This is a genomic window from [Rhizobium] kunmingense (genome assembly GCF_977018605.1).
Window position 1 is genome coordinate 1,218,747 of sequence record NZ_CDRNXG010000002.1, and the last position, 16,002, is coordinate 1,234,748.

The window sequence follows — 16,002 nt, forward strand, 5'->3', positions numbered from 1 at the left end:
TAGATGCAACCGGTTACATCTATCGTATCCGCGCAGGAGGAGATTTCAGTGTTCAAAAAATTGGTGCTGGCCGCTATGGCCAGCGTAGGCATCATCGCGTCTGCACATGCGCAGGAGCAGAGCTTCAAGATCGGCCTGTCGAACAGCTTTGTCGGCAGCGAATGGCGCACGCAGATGATCGAGGAAGCGCAGGCCGCCGCGGCCGCCTGGGCCGAAAAGGGCGTCAAGGTCGAGGTCGTCGTGCAGAGCGGCAATGTCGACGTCCAGGGTCAGATCGGCCATATCCGCAACTTCATGAACCAGGGCGTCGATGCGGTTCTGATCAATCCGGGCAGCCCGACCGCGTTCAACCCGATCTTCGCCCAGGCCAAGGCCCGCAACCTTTTGATCGTCGCAACCGACGCGGAAGTCTCGTCCAAGGACGCGATCTATGTCGGCATCGACCAGAAGGCCTGGGCCATGCAGTCGGCCGAGTGGCTGGCAAAGACCCTGAACGGCAAGGGCAATATCGTGGCGATCAACGGCATTGCCGGCAACCCGGCCAATGAGCTGCGCGTCGCGGGCTACAAGGAAGTCTTCGCCAAGTACCCGGATATCAAGGTTCTCAACGAAGCCAATGCCAGCTGGGATCAGGCGCAGGGCCAGCAGACGATGCAGAACCTGCTCGCCACCTATCCCGACATCAACGGCGTCTGGGTTCAGGACGGCATGGCCGATGGCGCCTGGCGCGCGATCGAAGCTGCCGGCAAGGTTGAGGGCATCGCCGCAACCGGCGAGATCCGCAAGGACTTCATGACCCGCTGGTCTGAAAAGAAGTTCAATTCCGGCGCATCCGTCAATCCGCCCGGCGTCATGGCAAGCGCGCTGAACGTCGCCGTGCTCAAGCTGACGGGCAAGGAATTCAAGGACGGCGTCTTCGGCGGTGCTTATGGCAACGCCATCTATATCCCGATCCCCTTCGTCGACGGCAGCAACCTTGCCGACAACCTGAAGGCGGCCGATGGCAAGCCGGGCTATTGGTCGGTCACTGCCACCGTCTCTCCCGAGGACGCGGAACAGTACTTCCAGTAAGGAAGTCGGCAGTTACCTGCCGGGGCGGCGCTTTTTTGCCGCCGCCCCTCCCCGCTTGACGATAAAGGCGGCGGCTCATCCGGCCGCGGGCAAACCACCAGAATTCCCGGAGACCTGACATGACGAATGCTCTCGAAGCAGTCGGCATCACCAAAAGCTTTGGCGCCGTGCGCGCCCTGACCGAAGGCCGGTTGACGGTCGGCAAAGGCGAAATCCATGCCCTGATGGGCGCCAATGGTTGCGGCAAGAGCACGCTGTGCAAGATCGTCGCCGGCGCGGTCGCGCCGACCAGCGGCACGGTCCGCATGGAAGGGCACGACGTCCGCTTCCGCAATCCGCGTGAAGCGGAGCGGGCCGGTGTCGCGCTCTTTTATCAGGAACTCAGCCTCATCCCGCAGCTTTCCGTCGCCGACAACATTTTCCTCGGGCGCGAGCTGAAATCGGGCGTGTTTGCCGATCGCAAGGCGATGAACCGCCGTGCCGCCGAGCTCATCGGCCTTTTCGACGGCGTTGCCGGCCACGGACTGACGGTCGATGCGATTGTCGGCACGCTTCCGCCGGACCAGCGCCAGATCGTCGAAATCCTCAAGGTCTTCGCCCAGGATGCGAAGATCATGATCATGGACGAGGCAACCGCCGCACTCGACGGCCGCCAGTCGCAGCGTTTCTTCGAGATCCTGAAGGCCAAGAAGGCCGAGGGTGTCTCGACCATCATGATCTCGCACCGGCTCGATGAAGTGTTCGCCGTCTGCGACCGCATCACCGTTATGCGCAATGGTGCAACGATCACCGAACTCGAGACCGCATCGACCACCCGCGAAGCCGTCGTCCACGACATGGTCGGCGATGTGCGAGCTGCCGCGCCGAAATCCGCCGGTCTTTCCGCCGACAGGCCGAGCCTTGTCGTCAAGGCGGCCCGAAACGGAAGCCTGCGCGACGTCAGTTTCGAAACCTATCCGGGCGAAATCCTCGGCCTTGCCGGTCTTCAGGGTCAGGGTCAGTCTGCACTGCTGAAAAGCCTGTTCGGTTCCGAGCCGCTCACATCGGGCGATATCGGTTTCGAGGGAAAGAGCCTCGCCATCCGCAAGCCGTCTGATGCCGTGATGAACGGCTTTGCCTATGTTTCGGGCGATCGCGGTCGCGATGCCTCGTTCCAGGGACGCTCGATCTTCGAGAATATCGTCGCGGCACTTGCGGTGCGCAACCGTCTGAAGATCATTCGGCCGGCTGCCCTCAAGCCGCAGGTCAGCAAGGTCGCAGCCGACCTGAAGACCAAGTTCGCCGGTCTCGACATGCCGATCGGCACGCTTTCGGGCGGCAACCAGCAGAAGATCTTCATCGCCCGCTGGCTTGCCACCGCACCGAAACTTCTTCTCCTCGACGACCCGACCAAGGGGATCGATCTGGGCGCCAAGGCCGATCTGTTCGCGCTGATGCGACAACAGGCGGAAGCCGGTGCGACCATCCTTTTCTATTCGTCGGAAGATTCCGAAATCCTCGACTATGCCGACCGCGTGCTTGTCTTCAACGGCGGCAGCATTTCGGCGGAATTGAAGGGTGACGCGATGACCTCCGTCAACATTACCCGCGCCGCCTATGGAGACGCTGCATGACCATGTTCAATCTGCTGCGCCGGCAGCCATGGGTTATCACGGTTCTCGTGTTCCTCATTCTCGTGATCGTCAACACGGTGCTGCAGCCGTCCTTCGTCGAACCGAGCGTGATGCAGTCGAACCTCGCCACCTTCCTGCCGCTCATTCTGGTCGCGATCGGCCAGACCTATGTCATCCTTGCCGGAGACATCGATCTGTCGGTCGGCAGCATCGTCGCACTCGTCAATGTCGTTACCGTCACCGTTATCACCGCGCTCGGCGGCACGCTGGGTGCGGTCTTCGGCGGCATGGCGGCCGGTTTTGTAACCGGTATCGCCTGCGGCCTTATCAATGGCTTCTTCATTTCCGGCCTGCGCTTCCAGCCGATCGTCACCACGTTCGCAACGGGCATCATCTTTGCCGGCCTTGCCATCTGGGTGCTGCCGCAGGCGGGCCTGCCCGTGCCGGATGCCTACTGGATGACCTATACGGAAAGCGTTCTCGGCATTCCGGTCGTTGCCTGGGTGTTGATTGCCGGTGTCATCTTCACGCTGGTCGTGTCCAGATTGCCCTTCCTGACGCGGCTCACCGCTGTCGGCGGCAATCGCACCGGCGCCTTTCAGACCGGCCTTTCGCTCGGCGGCTTGCGGATCGGCGCCTATGTGATTTCCGGTGCGTTTGCATCCTTTGCCGCGCTCTGCCTGACGGGTGAAACCGCCTCGGGCGACCCGCTTCTCGGCGCAAGCCTCGCGCTGTCGTCGATCTCGGCTGTCGTGCTCGGCGGCACGGCGCTTGCCGGCGGCTTCGGCAATGCCACCGGCTCGGTCGTCGGCGCGCTCGTGCTCGGCATGATCGGCAACGTGATCTTCTTCGCCGGACTACCCTTCGAATATCAGACCCTGGTGCAGGGCCTGATCGTACTGGCCGCGCTTGCCGGCGGTGTATTCGTGACGAGGCGCTGACATGAACAACTCCCGCATCCTCGCTGCTCTCGGCGATCCGTTGACCATCGCGATCGCCGCATCGGTCGGTCTTCTGATCGTCGGCGAAATTCTCTCACCCGGTTTTGCGCAAGGCTCGCAGATCGTCCGCCTGCTCACCATCGCCGCCATTCTCGGCATTGTCGCGGCCGGCCAGAACCTCGTCATTCTCGGCGGGCGGGAAGGTATCGACCTGTCGGTCGGCTCGATGATCTCGCTCGGCGCGGTGCTTGCCGGCAACATGATGGACGGCCAGAACTCGGGCATCCTGCCGGCATTGCTTGTGGCCGGCGGCATTCCCTTCCTGATCGGTCTCGTCAACGGGATCGGCGTCACTTTCGTGCGCATTCCGCCGCTGGTCATGACGCTCGGCATGACCGCCGTCATCCAGGGCGGTCTGGTCGTCTATTCGCAGGGCGTGCCGTCGGGTGCCGCAGCCCCCCTCCTCTCCGCCTTCATCAACCAGCCGCTGATCTTCGGCATTCCCGGCATACTGTTCGTCTGGGTGGCGATTGCCGCCGCCATGCTTTTCGTGCTGCGCCGCACTGCCTTCGGCTTCGCGCTCTATGCGATCGGCTCCAATGAACGGGCGGCAACGCTGGTCGGTCTGCCGGTCTCCCTCATTCGCATGCTGATCTACGGTCTTTCCGGCCTGTTCGCCGGTCTCGCCGGGGTCTGCGTCATCGGCTATACCGGCACGTCCTTCATTTCGGTCGGCGATCAGTATGTCTTGCCTTCGGTCATCGCGGTCGTTATCGGCGGGACTTCGCTGGCCGGCGGTGCAGGCGGTTATCTCGGCACCATGGCAGGTGCCGTCGCTCTGACAATATTGCAAAGCGTCCTGATCACGCTCAACCTCGAGGTCTGGGCGCGGCAGGTGATCTTCGGCGTGACGCTGCTGGCCTTGATGCTCCTCTATGGGCGGCAAAAGAAGCTGCGCGTGTAAAGACAATGGCAAAAGACCCGGTTTCGAACATTAGGGATGTTGCAGCGCTGGCGGGGGTGTCGATCGCAACCGTCTCGCGCGCCCTGCAGCATCCCGACAAGGTGCGCGAGGAAACGCGCCAGCGGGTGTTCGAAGCGGTCGAAAAGGCCAATTTCGTGCCGAATGCCAATGCGAAGATCTTTCGCCGGCAGTCAAACCAGACGGTCATTCTTCTGGTCCGCGATATAGGCAACCCGTTTTACCTCGAGATCTTCAAGGGCGTCGAGGAAGCGGCGAGCGAAGCCGGCTACAAGGTGCTGATGGGCGACGCCCGCAATGACGAGGCGCGGGTGGCAAACCATATCGATCTGGTGCGCCAGCGCCATGCCGACGGCCTGATCCTGATGACCGGTCATTTCCCTGCCGAGCTTCGCGAGCGCAGCGATCTTCTGCCGCCGATCGTGATCGCGTCGGAAACGGTTTCCGGTATCGACCTGCCGATGGTCAAGGTTGACAACGTCAAGGCATCGGCAGACGCCGTGCGCTACCTGATCGCGGCAGGCCACCGGCAGATCGCCCATCTCGCCGGACCCCTGCCCGAAAGTCTCGCCGGCGAACGTCTTGCCGGCTATCGGCAGGCGCTGGCAGAGGCCGGACTGCCGCAGGGCGACGATCGGATCGTCGCTGGCGACTACAGTATCGAGGCGGGCCGCAATTCCGTGCGCCGGCTGCTCGCGTCAAGCACGCCGTTTACAGCTATTTTTGCCGCGAGCGACCAGATGGCCATCGGCGCGATCAGCGAGTTGCGGCAGAACGGGCTGTCCGTGCCGAAAGACGTCTCCGTCGTCGGATTCGACGACATCATCTTCGCCAATGCCTTCGATCCGCCGCTCACGACCGTGCGCCAGCCACGCCGGGAAATGGGCCGGCGGGCGATGGAACTGATGATCGAGCGCCTCAACGGCGACCGGTCGCACACGGTGGTCGAGCTTGAAACAGAGCTGGTTATCCGCGGTTCGGTCGCGTCCCGTGCGCCGAACTGAGAAGAATAGTCGGAAAGGTAATACATGAAAACGATCAAGGGTCCCGCCATCTTCCTCGCACAGTTCGTCGGGGACGGTGCGCCTTTCGACACGCTCGACAATCTTGGACGCTGGGCCGCTTCTCTCGGCTACAAGGGCGTTCAGGTGCCGACCGATCCGAAACTGTTCGATCTGGAAAAGGCGGCCGCTTCGAAAACCTATTGCGACGACGTGAAGGGTAGACTTGCCGAAGCCGGCGTCGAGATCACCGAGCTTTCAACCCATATCCAGGGCCAGCTCGTCGCCGTTCACCCGGCCTATGACGAATTGTTCGACGGTTTTGCACCGGAAGCCTTGCGCGGCAAGCCGAAGGAACGCCAGGCCTGGGCCGTCAACCAGCTCAAATGCGCCGCCAAGGCCTCCGAGCATCTGGGCCTCAAGAGCCACGCGTCGTTTTCGGGCGCACTCGCATGGCCCTTCATCTATCCCTGGCCGCAACGTCCTTCCGGACTGGTCGAGGAAGCATTTGCCGAACTCGGCAAGCGCTGGCGTCCGATCCTCGATGCCTTCGACGAGAGCGGTGTCGATGTCTGCTACGAGCTGCATCCCGGCGAAGACCTGCACGACGGCGCCACGTTCGAGCGCTTCCTTGAGGCCGTCGACAACCATGCGCGTGCCAACATCCTCTACGATCCCTCGCATTTCGTTCTGCAGGCAATGGATTATCTCGATTTCATCGACATCTATCACGAGCGCATCCGCGCTTTCCATGTGAAGGACGCCGAGTTCAACCCGACCGGCCGTTCGGGCGTCTATGGCGGTTATCAGGGCTGGGTCGATCGCCCTGGCCGATTCCGTTCGCTGGGCGACGGTCAGGTAGACTTCCGCGCCGTCTTTTCGAAGCTCACCCAGCATGATTTCGACGGCTGGGCCGTGCTCGAATGGGAATGCGCGCTGAAACACCCGGAAGATGGCGCCCGCGAAGGTGTTCCCTTCATCAGCGACCATATCATCCGGGTCACCGAACGCGCCTTCGATGATTTCGCCCAGAGCGGGATCGATGCGGCCGCCAACCGTCGCCTGCTCGGCCTGTAGGGAGTAAAAGACATGACAAATCATGAACTTGGACGCCGCATCCGGCTCGGCATGGTCGGTGGTGGTCAGGGCGGCTTTATCGGTGGGGTTCACCGTTTCGCCTCGCGGCTGGACGATCGCTATGAACTCGTCGCCGGTGCGCTTTCCTCCAATCCCGAGCGCGCAGCGGCTTCGGCCTGTGATCTGGGCATCGCGGACGATCGCTCCTATACCGACTTCGCCGATATGGCGGCAAAAGAGGCTGCCCGGCCGGACGGTATCGAGGCGGTGGCGATCGTCACCCCCAACCATCTGCATTTTGCAGCCGCCAGGGCGTTTCTCGAAGCCGGTATCCATGTGATCTGCGACAAGCCGGTCACCACCACGCTTTCGGAAGCGAAGGCGTTGGCCGGAATCATCGAAAAGTCCGGCAAACTCTTCGTCCTCACCCATAATTACACCGGTTATCCGATGATCCGGCAGATGCGCGAGATGATCGCCAATGGCGATATCGGCAAGCTGCGCCATGTGCAGGCCGAGTATGTGCAGGACTGGTTGACGGAAGCGGTGGAAACCAAGGGTGCAAAAGGTGCCGAATGGCGCACCGACCCGGCCCGTTCGGGTGCCGGCGGCGCAATCGGCGATATCGGCACGCATGCCTTCAACCTTGCCGCTTTCGTCACCGGTGAAGTGCCGGATCGGCTCTATGCCGACCTCACCTCCTTCGTACCGGGCCGCATGCTCGATGACAGCGCCAATATTCTGCTGCGTTACAAGAGCGGTGCCAAAGGCATGTTGTGGGCCAGCCAGATCGCGGTCGGCAATGAGAACGCCCTGTCTCTGCGCGTCTATGGCGAAAAAGGCGGGCTGGAATGGCACCACACCGCCATCGACCAGCTGTGGTTCACACGCTATGGCGAGCCGAAGCGGTTGATTACTCGCAATGGCGCAGGCGCCGGCCATGCTGCAAACCGTGTCAGCCGCGTCCCCTCTGGCCACCCGGAAGGCTATCTGGAAGGCTTTGCCAATATCTACAGCGAGGCGGCAGAGGCGATTTTTGCCGCGCGGGCGGGCGCGAAGGCCTCGTCCGCCGTCGTCTATCCGGGCATTGCGGAGGGCATTGCCGGTCTCGCCTTTATCGAGGCCGCCGTGCAATCTAGCAGGACTGCCTCCTGGGTGGAACTCGACTGCTAGAGCTTTACTGCAGGAGAGTGCCTCTCCTGCTTTATAAAGTGAGTGAAAACAGAGAGATAGATGCTTTTCCCGGTGATTTTCAGGGAAAGGATCTGGCCGGAGCCAATGGTGACCCCGGCACCAGGGCATGCCGCAGTGGAGAGGAATTCGCTGTCAAAATCGCTGCGGAATGCCCCGACGTTCAAGAGGAGAATGACGTTGAACCATCCGTTCCTGATCACCCGCCGTGGTTTCGGCCTCGGCTTTGCGGCACTTGGCGCGGCAAGCCTCGGCCTGCCCGCCCTCGCCTCCGACACCGCCGCATCCCTGCCGATAGCGGCGCAGATGTATACGCTGCGCGACGCCGGCACGCTGGAGGAACAGTTCGCCATCCTCAATCGAGCCGGCGTCTCGAATATCGAAACCGTCGACATGCAGAAGACCACGGTGGACGAGCTGAAGGCGCTGCTGGAGAAGCACAAGCTCAAGGTGATTTCCTCGCATGTGCCGATCGCCCGTTTCCGCAATGAACTCGACGCGGTCATTGCCGAGCAGAAGGCCGTGGGCAATACGATGGTGACCATGCCCTATCTTCTGCCGGAAGCGCGCCCGACGGACGCGAAGGGCTGGGAGGAATTGGGCAAGGAGCTCGGTGGCTATGCCGAAAAGCTGAAGGCTGCCGGCCTCGGCACGGCCTATCATAACCACGATTTCGAGCTGGCGCAGTTCGACGGCAAGACCGCGCTGGAAATCATTCTGGCTGCCGCCGGACCGAACCTGATGAGCGAACTCGATGTTGCGTGGGTTGCGCGCGCAGGCCTCGATCCGGCCGAATTCCTCGACACTCTCCAGGGCCGCGTGTTTGCCATCCATGCCAAGGACAATGCGCCCGCGGGCGCGGCCGAGGATGAGAAGGGCTTTGCCATCATCGGAACCGGCGTCCTCGACTGGGCAACGATCCTGCCCGCCGCCAGGAAGGCCGGCGCCAAATGGTACATCCTCGAACATGACATGCCGCGTGACGCCGAAGAGGTGGTGACGAAGGGCAATGCCTATCTCAAGGCACAGCTGCCGAAGATCTGATTGGTTAGCCTCTCCGGCACGGGTGATGATCGTCGCCCGTGCCCCCTCCCCTTCCGGGTGCTGTCGTCATGCGACGCATAGGAGGGTATGCATCGGTGGAAAAGAAGGCTGAAACGCTCTCAATCTCCGCGAATACGGAGTTGCTGGGATCCTGAATTAACCATGATCAAATCATAGTTAATTCAGTTGCTTAGGCGATTTCTTCCCGATGACTCGCTTCGTTTTCCACCATCAACCGCCAAGGCTTGCCGCAAGCGAAATCACCGCGATCGAGCTGGCGACCAGCGTCAGCGCAAAACGCCCGTTCCAGCGCAGAACAATCGTTGTCGGCGATACAGCCGTCAGGCGCGCCATGGTGATCGACATGGCGCTGATCGGCGACAAGGCGATGCCGGCGGCCCAGCCAAGCGCCAAGGCGAGTGCCAGCACCATTGGATGATCATGGCCGAAGGCTGCCGTGCCGAAGAGTTGCGCCAGAAACACGACGATGATCGAGTGCGGGATAAACAGGACGGCACTTGCGGCGATGGCGAGAATGCAGCCGGAGGCAAGGAACAGCGGCGACAGGTTTCCGACATCCGCAAACGCTGCACCCGACGTGTTGAGCACCGCGACGGCCCCTGCCCCGATGACGCTGGCCGAGAGATAGATGACGCTCTCCGTGCGCATGCCGGACATGCTGGCGACCATGCCGCGCATCTCGTCGGGCAGACGTTTCGGCGATACGCGGCGTTCGAAGAAGACCCAGGCGAGCGTGAAGGGCGGCAGAATGAGGATCGTCGCGGCAAGCGGTGTGATGTCGAGCGCTGCGTGCAGGCCCATCGTCGCGGCGAACAGTCCGGCGCAGGCCGAGAGAACGAGAACCAGCGGCTTGGATGACCTGTCCTCCCCTGCCCTTGCAGCGACTGCGCCAGCGTCCTGTCTCTGCGCGGCCCCTGCCCTTTGTGAGGTGCCGAGTTCGGTATGCAGAAGGGTGGTGATCAGCATCAGCCCGATCGTCATGCAGAAGGCGACCAGCATGAATGTGGTGGGCGACAATGTCGGGATGGATTGGGTGATGATGGCGAAGCCGACACCGAGCGGCGACCAGATGGTCATCAGCACGGTTCCCCGCATGGAGGCGAGCAGGATCGCCCGACGGCGCGCCTGTTCGGGATCACCCTGGGTCGCGTTGGCGACCATCTGGCCGATCAGCGACACCACGCCGACATTGAAGAGCAGGCTGAGCGCATGGCTGCCGAGCTTGACGGCCTGATAACGCCTTCGGTCCGGCACGCCCATCAGATAGCCGGTCGCGTCCCGGATCGCGTTGGAATGGGTGACCGCATAGCGCAGCATGCCGATCATCGACAGGAAACAGGAGAATCCTACGCCCTGATGGATCGCCCGGCGCAAGAGGGATGCCTGTTCGGGTGCAAGCAGAAGATTGCCGGAGATGAAGACCAGGCATGCGATCGTGAAGAAGATCTTGGCGATGCGCGCCAGGCGAGGCCAGTCCAGCACGGCGGCCGCAGCGGCGAATGCGGCGGCGATATCGAGCAGCGGAAAGGACGAATGAAGAAGCTGGCCGGCGGCGAACAGGGCTGCGGCGATAAGGATGAACCCATCCGGGAGAGTGACGGGCGGCACGGTTCGTGGCGCCAACAAGGTGGAATCTGCGGGCATGCGGAGGCTCGTTTCAACTGGTCAATACGGGATGCGCCAAACGCTGTTTGGTCACGGAACCGTGCCGACCTGTAGTGCCTCCCACTGCGCCGCGCTTGATCGGTGCAGTCTCATGCAGGTGGTCCGATAACAAAGAGCTATGCGATCGGCGATGTCGTGGCAATGGTGTTTCTTCGCCTTCGCCTTCGCCTTCGCCTTCGCCTTCGCCTTCGCCTTCGCCGTTCCGCCGCGAGCCGACGATGCCGCAATGCCTGCTTAGTGGATGCCGCCCTCCCCTCTCACGAGCACGGGACGGCGCCCGGCACCCTGCCCGTTGCCGACGCCACCAGGAAATGCCGGGCGCCACAGCGCCTTACTTTACAATCCCTGCACTCCGGCTGGCCGGTTGCCGGGATGATGGCGGCCGCCGCGACTCGCCAATGCCTGGCGAATCCGTTAGGTATCGCTCGGCCGGCCTTGCGAGGCGTGCATCGTTCGACGACATGGGGCATGATGTTGACGGCAGTCAAAACACGAATTTTTTCTATTAAACTCAAAGCGATAGGAAAAATCACGCCGGTTTCTCCGCAAGCGGCGATGGTGAAGTCGCAGCGGATGAGCCCGAGGGCCGAGCATTCGCCTCGCAGCGTTCAGCTTGGAGGTGCTTGATGCCATCCCGCGTTTCGCTGCCCCTGCTCTCCTATATTGTAACGCTCGTCACTGGCCTTGCGGCGACCGGTGCGGTGGCCAGCGACGGGGTCTGTGCCGCGCGCAGCGTCGACAGTAGCTCCTATACCATTTGCACAGTCGACCCGGTTAAGGACGATCTGCGGCTCTTCTGGCGGGATGAAGCGGAGGCGCCCTATCGGCGTTTCGGTTCCCTGGCCGAGGCGGTATCGCGGGAGGGTGGGCGGCTTGCCTTTGCAGTGAATGCCGGGATGTATTCCGAGGCCTATGCGCCGATCGGTCTTTACATCGAGGAAGGACGGGAGCTGATGGCGGTGAATACCGGCGTGGTCGCCGGGCCGCCCGGGCGGGTGCCGAATTTCTACAAGAGGCCCAATGGCGTGTTCTTTCTCGATAAGGCTCGAGCCGGCATTCTGCCAACGGAAAAATATCTGGCGCGCGGCGGAGAGCGGCCGCGCTTCGCCACCCAGTCCGGGCCGATGCTGGTGATCGACAACAGGCTGCATCCGGCCTTGATCGAGGGGTCGAGCGACCGGACGTGGCGCAGCGGTGTCGGGGTCTGCGAGGGCGGTCTGGTGCGTTTCGCGGTCAGCGAAGGCTGGGTCAATTTCTTCGATTTCGCCCGGTTGTTCCGCGACGAGCTGAAATGCCCGGACGCGCTGTTTCTGGATGGCGGACGAGGGGTCGGGCTTCATGATCCGTCAACGGGGCGTGACGACCGTTCGGGGCATGGCGGTTATGGACCGATGTTCGGGCTGGTGGCGAGGTCGACGGCCGAATGAGCGAAGCTGGTGAACTGCCGGAACCGGTCGCCGGCGACGATCCCGTGACCGATGAAGTGCCGACCGCGCGGATGCTGACCTGGGCGCGCAACTCGGCGGCCTATCGGCTGGGCCGGCGGATGCATACCGAGAAGGAACTGGGGGACGCGATTTCGCGCAAGGCGCGGCAGAAATTCGATGCGATCAGCGAGCCGCAGGTGGCGGCTCTCGTCGAGGCGGCGATAAAGTTCGGCTATGACAATCTCGCGCTCGACGACGTTTCCTATGCTCAGATCGCCAGCCGATCGGGAGTGACCGGCGGGCGCTCGAAACGGGCGATCGCACAGCGGCTGGCGCGCAAGGGGATCGCCAGGGAAACTGCGGCCGAAGCCGTGGCGGAGGTCGATGATTTTCGCTCGGCACTGATCTTTGCCCGCAAGCGGGGCTTCGGTCCATTCCGCAGGGTGGAGCTGGACGACAGGCGGCGGCTGAAAGAGCTGTCGGCATTCGCCAGGGCGGGCTTTGCCTTCGACATCGGCCGCATGGCTTGCGAGATCGGTCTCGACGAGGCGGAGGAAGCTCTGGTCGACAGCCGGCGTCTGTGAGCGTCCCTGCGGGCGGTTGGCCCTCGACGGTCTGGTTGCCGCTGGCGCCGGGTTTGGGTTCGGTCGCGTCGAAAAAATGTCAGCGTGGAATGAGACCGAAGCGGAAGGCTTCGTCGAGCAGGTGGCGGACGGTGGAGGCCTGCCATCTGGCGCCGCCGCGGGGAGGGCGCTCTCCCATGTCGTCAAGCCTTGCGGCGATGGCGCGCAGCGACAGGCCGGGGTCGGCGATCGCCACGGCCGCGACGACTGCCATGAAATGATCCTCCGGGCTTCGGCGCGGCGAGCGGGCGAGGAGGTCGTCGTCGGCCAGACCTTCGCTCACCATGCGCTGGGTGGCGCGGCGAAGACGCTCCACGGTCCAGATCTGACCGCGCTGGCCAAGGACGCGGACGATGTTATCCCAACCGTGCCGCGGCCGCATGTCCCGAACGGTTGGAAGCCAAGCCTGCGATGTCTCTGTCAGCTCCGCCAGATAGGCTTTTCTTCTGGCATCCGAAACCGCCCTGACAGCCTCGGCCTGTCTTTGTCTCAGGCCGGGATTGCCGGGCAGCCTGCCACGCCGTCGGGCCGCCTCGATTCCCTGCCTGCTCCTCTCTGCCGTCAGCGTCCGCTCCAGCTCCACGGCCGAGGCGAGAAGCTTCAGGGCCTGCTCACCGTTCGGAGCGGATGTGTCGATCGGATCAGAAAGCGAACGGAAATATATGCCGCGCTGTCGGAGCTGGTCGAGCAGGGGGACAAGCTGGGCCAGGGACCGGGCCAGCCGGTCGAGATCGGTGACGACCAGCATGTCGCCCTCGGCCAGTTCGGCAAGCAGCCGGGTGAGAACCGGCTGCGCACCTTCCATCCCGGAAGCCTGTTCATCGAATATGCGATTGCAGCCGGCGGCCTGAAGCGCGGATGCCTGTGCGTCGGGAGCTTCGCGGAGGCCGTGTCGTGCATAGCCGATCAGCCGATGCGGGGAGGGAGGGGAACGGTCCATCGGGTCCTTCGCCACGGATCGGTGCGGCATTTGCTGTGGTGGTTCTGTACGAAAATAGATGCGTCAGAAAAGGAGGTATTGCAAGCGTGAATTATAAGTCGTCTGGGAGTCGTTCGGCGATGGTTGGTGTGCTTGCCGCAAGTGGGTTGCGTATATGTCCGAAACGTCGTTTCCGTGGCGTTTATGGGGGAAATGACGCGGGCGGGAAACCTCGCGTGGAGGCGGCGATGAGCTTCGATCCGGTGCGCGGAGGGCGGCAATTTGGGGATGAGCGGGGCAGCCATGATGGTTTGGCGTATCGTCCCGTGTGTGTTCGGTCGGTCGTTTCGACGCTGCCGGAGTGGATGGCCAGTGCCGCGGGTGCTGGCGGATCGATAGAGGGTGTTCGCGGCGGTCGGATCGCCGGCAGTGTTTCATCGTTTCGGCGGCACGCAATTTCGGATGCGAGACCGGTTTCTGCTTTTGCCGGTATTTCTCGAGGCGGGATGGACGCGTTTGAGAGGGCAGGCGGCGACGTTTGCCGGCGCGCGTGCCGGCCGGTACGGGAAACCGTATTTTTCTCGACTATCCTGTAATGAATGTTAAGACCGGGATAGGTTTCTTTTGGACGCGGCGTGTATGTGAAATCAAACTATTAGCTGCCGGTGCGCCGGGTTCGACGGGCATCACTATAGGGACGTTCGGGTAAATTTTTCGTCCCTACCGCGCGCTTTGAATATCTACGCCAAACGTGGCGCTGTGATGCTCAAAGGGCATGAAATTCTCATAGCACGGATTGGGGTTCGGCCGGCACAACTCTGCTGCCTGCTGCCTGCTGCCCCTACCGCGAGGTGGAGGTCGGGGTAGGGCGGGCGTGCCGCCTGGGGCGGCTGCGTGGATATCCGCTGCCTCACGAAGGGGCATCTTCAACGAGAACCGCTCGCGTTTTTTTTGACGTAGCCCGGAACGGCTCTCCGTTCGGGGGCCCAACGCATGCCCGGCGCCGATGAAGCTTATGTTGCCTGGAAAGTAGCCAAACTGATCTTTGGCAAAAAAATAAGCAGAGCGATCGAATTATGCTTGACGATCTCAACTAAATTATAGTTGATTATCTCAATCAAATCGGGATGGGTTGCTTAATGGCCAGCTTGAACGACATGGATGCCGAGTGGCCGGGCGAGGGGCTTGTCGTCTCTCCGGAGACAATTGACCTCGACGTCCTGAACGACACTTTCAGCTATTTCATCCGAGACCTGAACATCGCCGTCAGCCGTGACTGGGATGCGCGCATCGCCGACATGGAAGAGATACGCGGGACAGGAAAGGTCACGGCGCTGTTCATGATCGGAAAATATCCCGGCATCCATCCCTCGATCATCGCGCAGATCAATCTGCGCGATCGTGCGGAAGTGGCGCGGACGCTGAACGGGCTTGAAACGGCGGGCCTCATCTATCGCAGGACAGGCCGTAACGATTCCCGTGCATGGTCGCTGTTTCTCACCGACAAGGGCGAGGAATGCGTCGCCGAACTGCGCAAGCGCATCAAGGAATCGCGAAAATTCCTCTGCGATGTTTCCGATGAGGAATACGACCAAGCCATGGGGCTGCTGCGCCGGATCTACTGGCGCCTTGTGATGACGCCACATCCTGTGGGAGAGTCGCCATGACGGAAGAACGGGTCGTTCTCATAAGCGGCGCGCGGCGCGGCATAGGCCGTGCCGTCGCGGAGCGGATGTTGTCCGATGGCTGGAAGATTTCGCTCGGCCTGCGGCAGCCGGGGACTGAATGGCAGGACGGCGCATCGGTTCACACATTCGCCTATGATGCGATGGAGGGCGGCGAGGCCGCCTGGGTGGCTGCCGCGCTCGAGCGTTTCGGCCGGATCGACGCGATCGTTGCCAATGCCGGCGTGATGGTACCGAAATCGGTGGTCGACATCGACGACGCGGATCTCGAAACCATGTGGGCGGTGAATGTGCGTGCGCCACAGCGCCTGGCAAAGGCTGCATTTCCCGCCTTGTCACAATCCGGTCGGGGCCGGATCGCGATCATCGCGTCGCTGTCCGGCAAGCGCGTCGCCTCCGTCGGTTCCTCGGCTTATGCGCTGACCAAGCATGCGGCGGTGGCGCTGGCCCATGGTCTTCGGCAGGCGGGTTTCGACAAGGGTATCCGCACGACGGCGATCTGCCCCGGTTTCGTGGCGACGGACATGGGGCTGGCGCTGGCGCCGGACGATGCAGCCGCCATGACCAGCGCGGACGAGATCGCCGATGTCGTCGCCCATGCCATCAACCTTCCAAACCGCGCAAGCGTGGCGGAAATCACCGTCAACTGGCGCGCCGAGCAACTTTACTGAGGAGATCAGCGCGCCTTGGCACGGCGCTGCAGCTTGCGAACCGCACCGCGGATGCGGTTCGTGCAAACAGA

At 62.4% G+C, this 16,002-nt stretch carries 14 protein-coding genes; 12 read left to right on the forward strand and 2 right to left on the reverse strand.

Annotation, left to right across the window (positions count from 1 at the left end):
- The first annotated feature begins 75 nt into the window (after nt 1-75).
- The 8 genes from AC0JZ4_RS24005 to AC0JZ4_RS24040 all read left to right on the forward strand — a co-directional run bounded on the left by AC0JZ4_RS24005 (nt 76) and on the right by AC0JZ4_RS24040 (nt 8,920).
- Complete coding sequence (locus AC0JZ4_RS24005; protein WP_471889086.1) at nt 76-1,071, forward strand: substrate-binding domain-containing protein; 996 nt, start codon at nt 76-78, stop codon at nt 1,069-1,071.
- Between the two features lie 119 nt (nt 1,072-1,190).
- Nucleotides 1,191-2,684: a sugar ABC transporter ATP-binding protein gene (locus AC0JZ4_RS24010; RefSeq protein WP_471888976.1), complete on the forward strand. Its 1,494-nt coding sequence runs from the start codon at nt 1,191-1,193 to the stop codon at nt 2,682-2,684.
- Nucleotides 2,681-3,625, forward strand: coding sequence for an ABC transporter permease (locus tag AC0JZ4_RS24015; RefSeq protein WP_471888977.1), 945 nt, complete (start codon nt 2,681-2,683; stop codon nt 3,623-3,625). The genes AC0JZ4_RS24010 and AC0JZ4_RS24015 overlap by 4 nt, the downstream gene beginning before the upstream one ends.
- Before the next feature lies 1 nt (nt 3,626).
- Nucleotides 3,627-4,589: an ABC transporter permease gene (locus AC0JZ4_RS24020; protein ID WP_471888978.1), complete on the forward strand. Its 963-nt coding sequence runs from the start codon at nt 3,627-3,629 to the stop codon at nt 4,587-4,589.
- A gap of 5 nt (nt 4,590-4,594) precedes the next feature.
- Nucleotides 4,595-5,611, forward strand: a complete 1,017-nt coding sequence (locus AC0JZ4_RS24025; RefSeq protein ID WP_471888979.1) for a LacI family DNA-binding transcriptional regulator — start codon at nt 4,595-4,597, stop codon at nt 5,609-5,611.
- A 24-nt stretch (nt 5,612-5,635) separates the two neighbouring features.
- Complete coding sequence (locus AC0JZ4_RS24030; RefSeq protein WP_471888980.1) at nt 5,636-6,685, forward strand: sugar phosphate isomerase/epimerase family protein; 1,050 nt, start codon at nt 5,636-5,638, stop codon at nt 6,683-6,685.
- 12 nt (nt 6,686-6,697) lie between these two features.
- Complete coding sequence (locus AC0JZ4_RS24035; RefSeq protein ID WP_471888981.1) at nt 6,698-7,858, forward strand: Gfo/Idh/MocA family protein; 1,161 nt, start codon at nt 6,698-6,700, stop codon at nt 7,856-7,858.
- A gap of 273 nt (nt 7,859-8,131) precedes the next feature.
- The gene (locus tag AC0JZ4_RS24040) at nt 8,132-8,920 is read left to right on the forward strand and encodes a sugar phosphate isomerase/epimerase family protein (protein WP_471889087.1); all 789 of its coding nucleotides are present in this window, start codon (nt 8,132-8,134) and stop codon (nt 8,918-8,920) included.
- 231 nt (nt 8,921-9,151) lie between these two features.
- Here the strand turns inward: AC0JZ4_RS24040 and AC0JZ4_RS24045 are convergent, their stop codons facing one another.
- The gene (locus AC0JZ4_RS24045) at nt 9,152-10,585 is read right to left on the reverse strand and encodes a hypothetical protein (RefSeq protein ID WP_471888982.1); all 1,434 of its coding nucleotides are present in this window, start codon (nt 10,583-10,585) and stop codon (nt 9,152-9,154) included.
- Between the two features lie 647 nt (nt 10,586-11,232).
- On the opposite strand from AC0JZ4_RS24045, the gene AC0JZ4_RS24050 reads away from it, so the two are divergent.
- Nucleotides 11,233-12,033, forward strand: a complete 801-nt coding sequence (locus AC0JZ4_RS24050; protein WP_471888983.1) for a phosphodiester glycosidase family protein — start codon at nt 11,233-11,235, stop codon at nt 12,031-12,033.
- Nucleotides 12,030-12,617: a recombination regulator RecX gene (recX, locus tag AC0JZ4_RS24055; protein ID WP_471888984.1), complete on the forward strand. Its 588-nt coding sequence runs from the start codon at nt 12,030-12,032 to the stop codon at nt 12,615-12,617. Before AC0JZ4_RS24050 ends, recX begins: the two co-directional genes overlap by 4 nt.
- A gap of 79 nt (nt 12,618-12,696) precedes the next feature.
- Here recX and AC0JZ4_RS24060 read toward each other — a convergent pair whose 3' ends face one another.
- Nucleotides 12,697-13,596, reverse strand: coding sequence for a recombinase family protein (locus AC0JZ4_RS24060; RefSeq protein ID WP_471888985.1), 900 nt, complete (start codon nt 13,594-13,596; stop codon nt 12,697-12,699).
- Between the two features lie 1,118 nt (nt 13,597-14,714).
- Here AC0JZ4_RS24060 and AC0JZ4_RS24065 point away from each other — a divergent pair.
- Complete coding sequence (locus AC0JZ4_RS24065) at nt 14,715-15,242, forward strand: MarR family winged helix-turn-helix transcriptional regulator (protein ID WP_471888986.1); 528 nt, start codon at nt 14,715-14,717, stop codon at nt 15,240-15,242.
- A complete protein-coding gene (locus tag AC0JZ4_RS24070; RefSeq protein ID WP_471888987.1) occupies nt 15,239-15,931 on the forward strand; it encodes an SDR family NAD(P)-dependent oxidoreductase in 693 nt (230 codons plus the stop codon). Before AC0JZ4_RS24065 ends, AC0JZ4_RS24070 begins: the two co-directional genes overlap by 4 nt.
- The last annotated feature ends 71 nt before the right edge of the window (nt 15,932-16,002 follow it).

Bases quoted from the DNA above. Each gene is read 5' to 3' on its own strand.
- AC0JZ4_RS24005 (WP_471889086.1), top strand. From the start codon at position 76: ATGGCCAGCGTAGGCATCATCGCGTCTGCACATGCGCAGGAGCAGAGC.
- AC0JZ4_RS24010 (WP_471888976.1), top strand. From the start codon at position 1,191: ATGACGAATGCTCTCGAAGCAGTCGGCATCACCAAAAGCTTTGGCGCC.
- AC0JZ4_RS24015 (WP_471888977.1), top strand. From the start codon at position 2,681: ATGACCATGTTCAATCTGCTGCGCCGGCAGCCATGGGTTATCACGGTT.
- AC0JZ4_RS24020 (WP_471888978.1), top strand. From the start codon at position 3,627: ATGAACAACTCCCGCATCCTCGCTGCTCTCGGCGATCCGTTGACCATC.
- AC0JZ4_RS24025 (WP_471888979.1), top strand. From the start codon at position 4,595: ATGGCAAAAGACCCGGTTTCGAACATTAGGGATGTTGCAGCGCTGGCG.
- AC0JZ4_RS24030 (WP_471888980.1), top strand. From the start codon at position 5,636: ATGAAAACGATCAAGGGTCCCGCCATCTTCCTCGCACAGTTCGTCGGG.
- AC0JZ4_RS24035 (WP_471888981.1), top strand. From the start codon at position 6,698: ATGACAAATCATGAACTTGGACGCCGCATCCGGCTCGGCATGGTCGGT.
- AC0JZ4_RS24045 (WP_471888982.1), bottom strand. From the start codon at position 10,585: ATGCCCGCAGATTCCACCTTGTTGGCGCCACGAACCGTGCCGCCCGTC.
- AC0JZ4_RS24050 (WP_471888983.1), top strand. From the start codon at position 11,233: ATGCCATCCCGCGTTTCGCTGCCCCTGCTCTCCTATATTGTAACGCTC.
- recX (WP_471888984.1), top strand. From the start codon at position 12,030: ATGAGCGAAGCTGGTGAACTGCCGGAACCGGTCGCCGGCGACGATCCC.
- AC0JZ4_RS24060 (WP_471888985.1), bottom strand. From the start codon at position 13,596: ATGGACCGTTCCCCTCCCTCCCCGCATCGGCTGATCGGCTATGCACGA.
- AC0JZ4_RS24065 (WP_471888986.1), top strand. From the start codon at position 14,715: ATGGCCAGCTTGAACGACATGGATGCCGAGTGGCCGGGCGAGGGGCTT.
- AC0JZ4_RS24070 (WP_471888987.1), top strand. From the start codon at position 15,239: ATGACGGAAGAACGGGTCGTTCTCATAAGCGGCGCGCGGCGCGGCATA.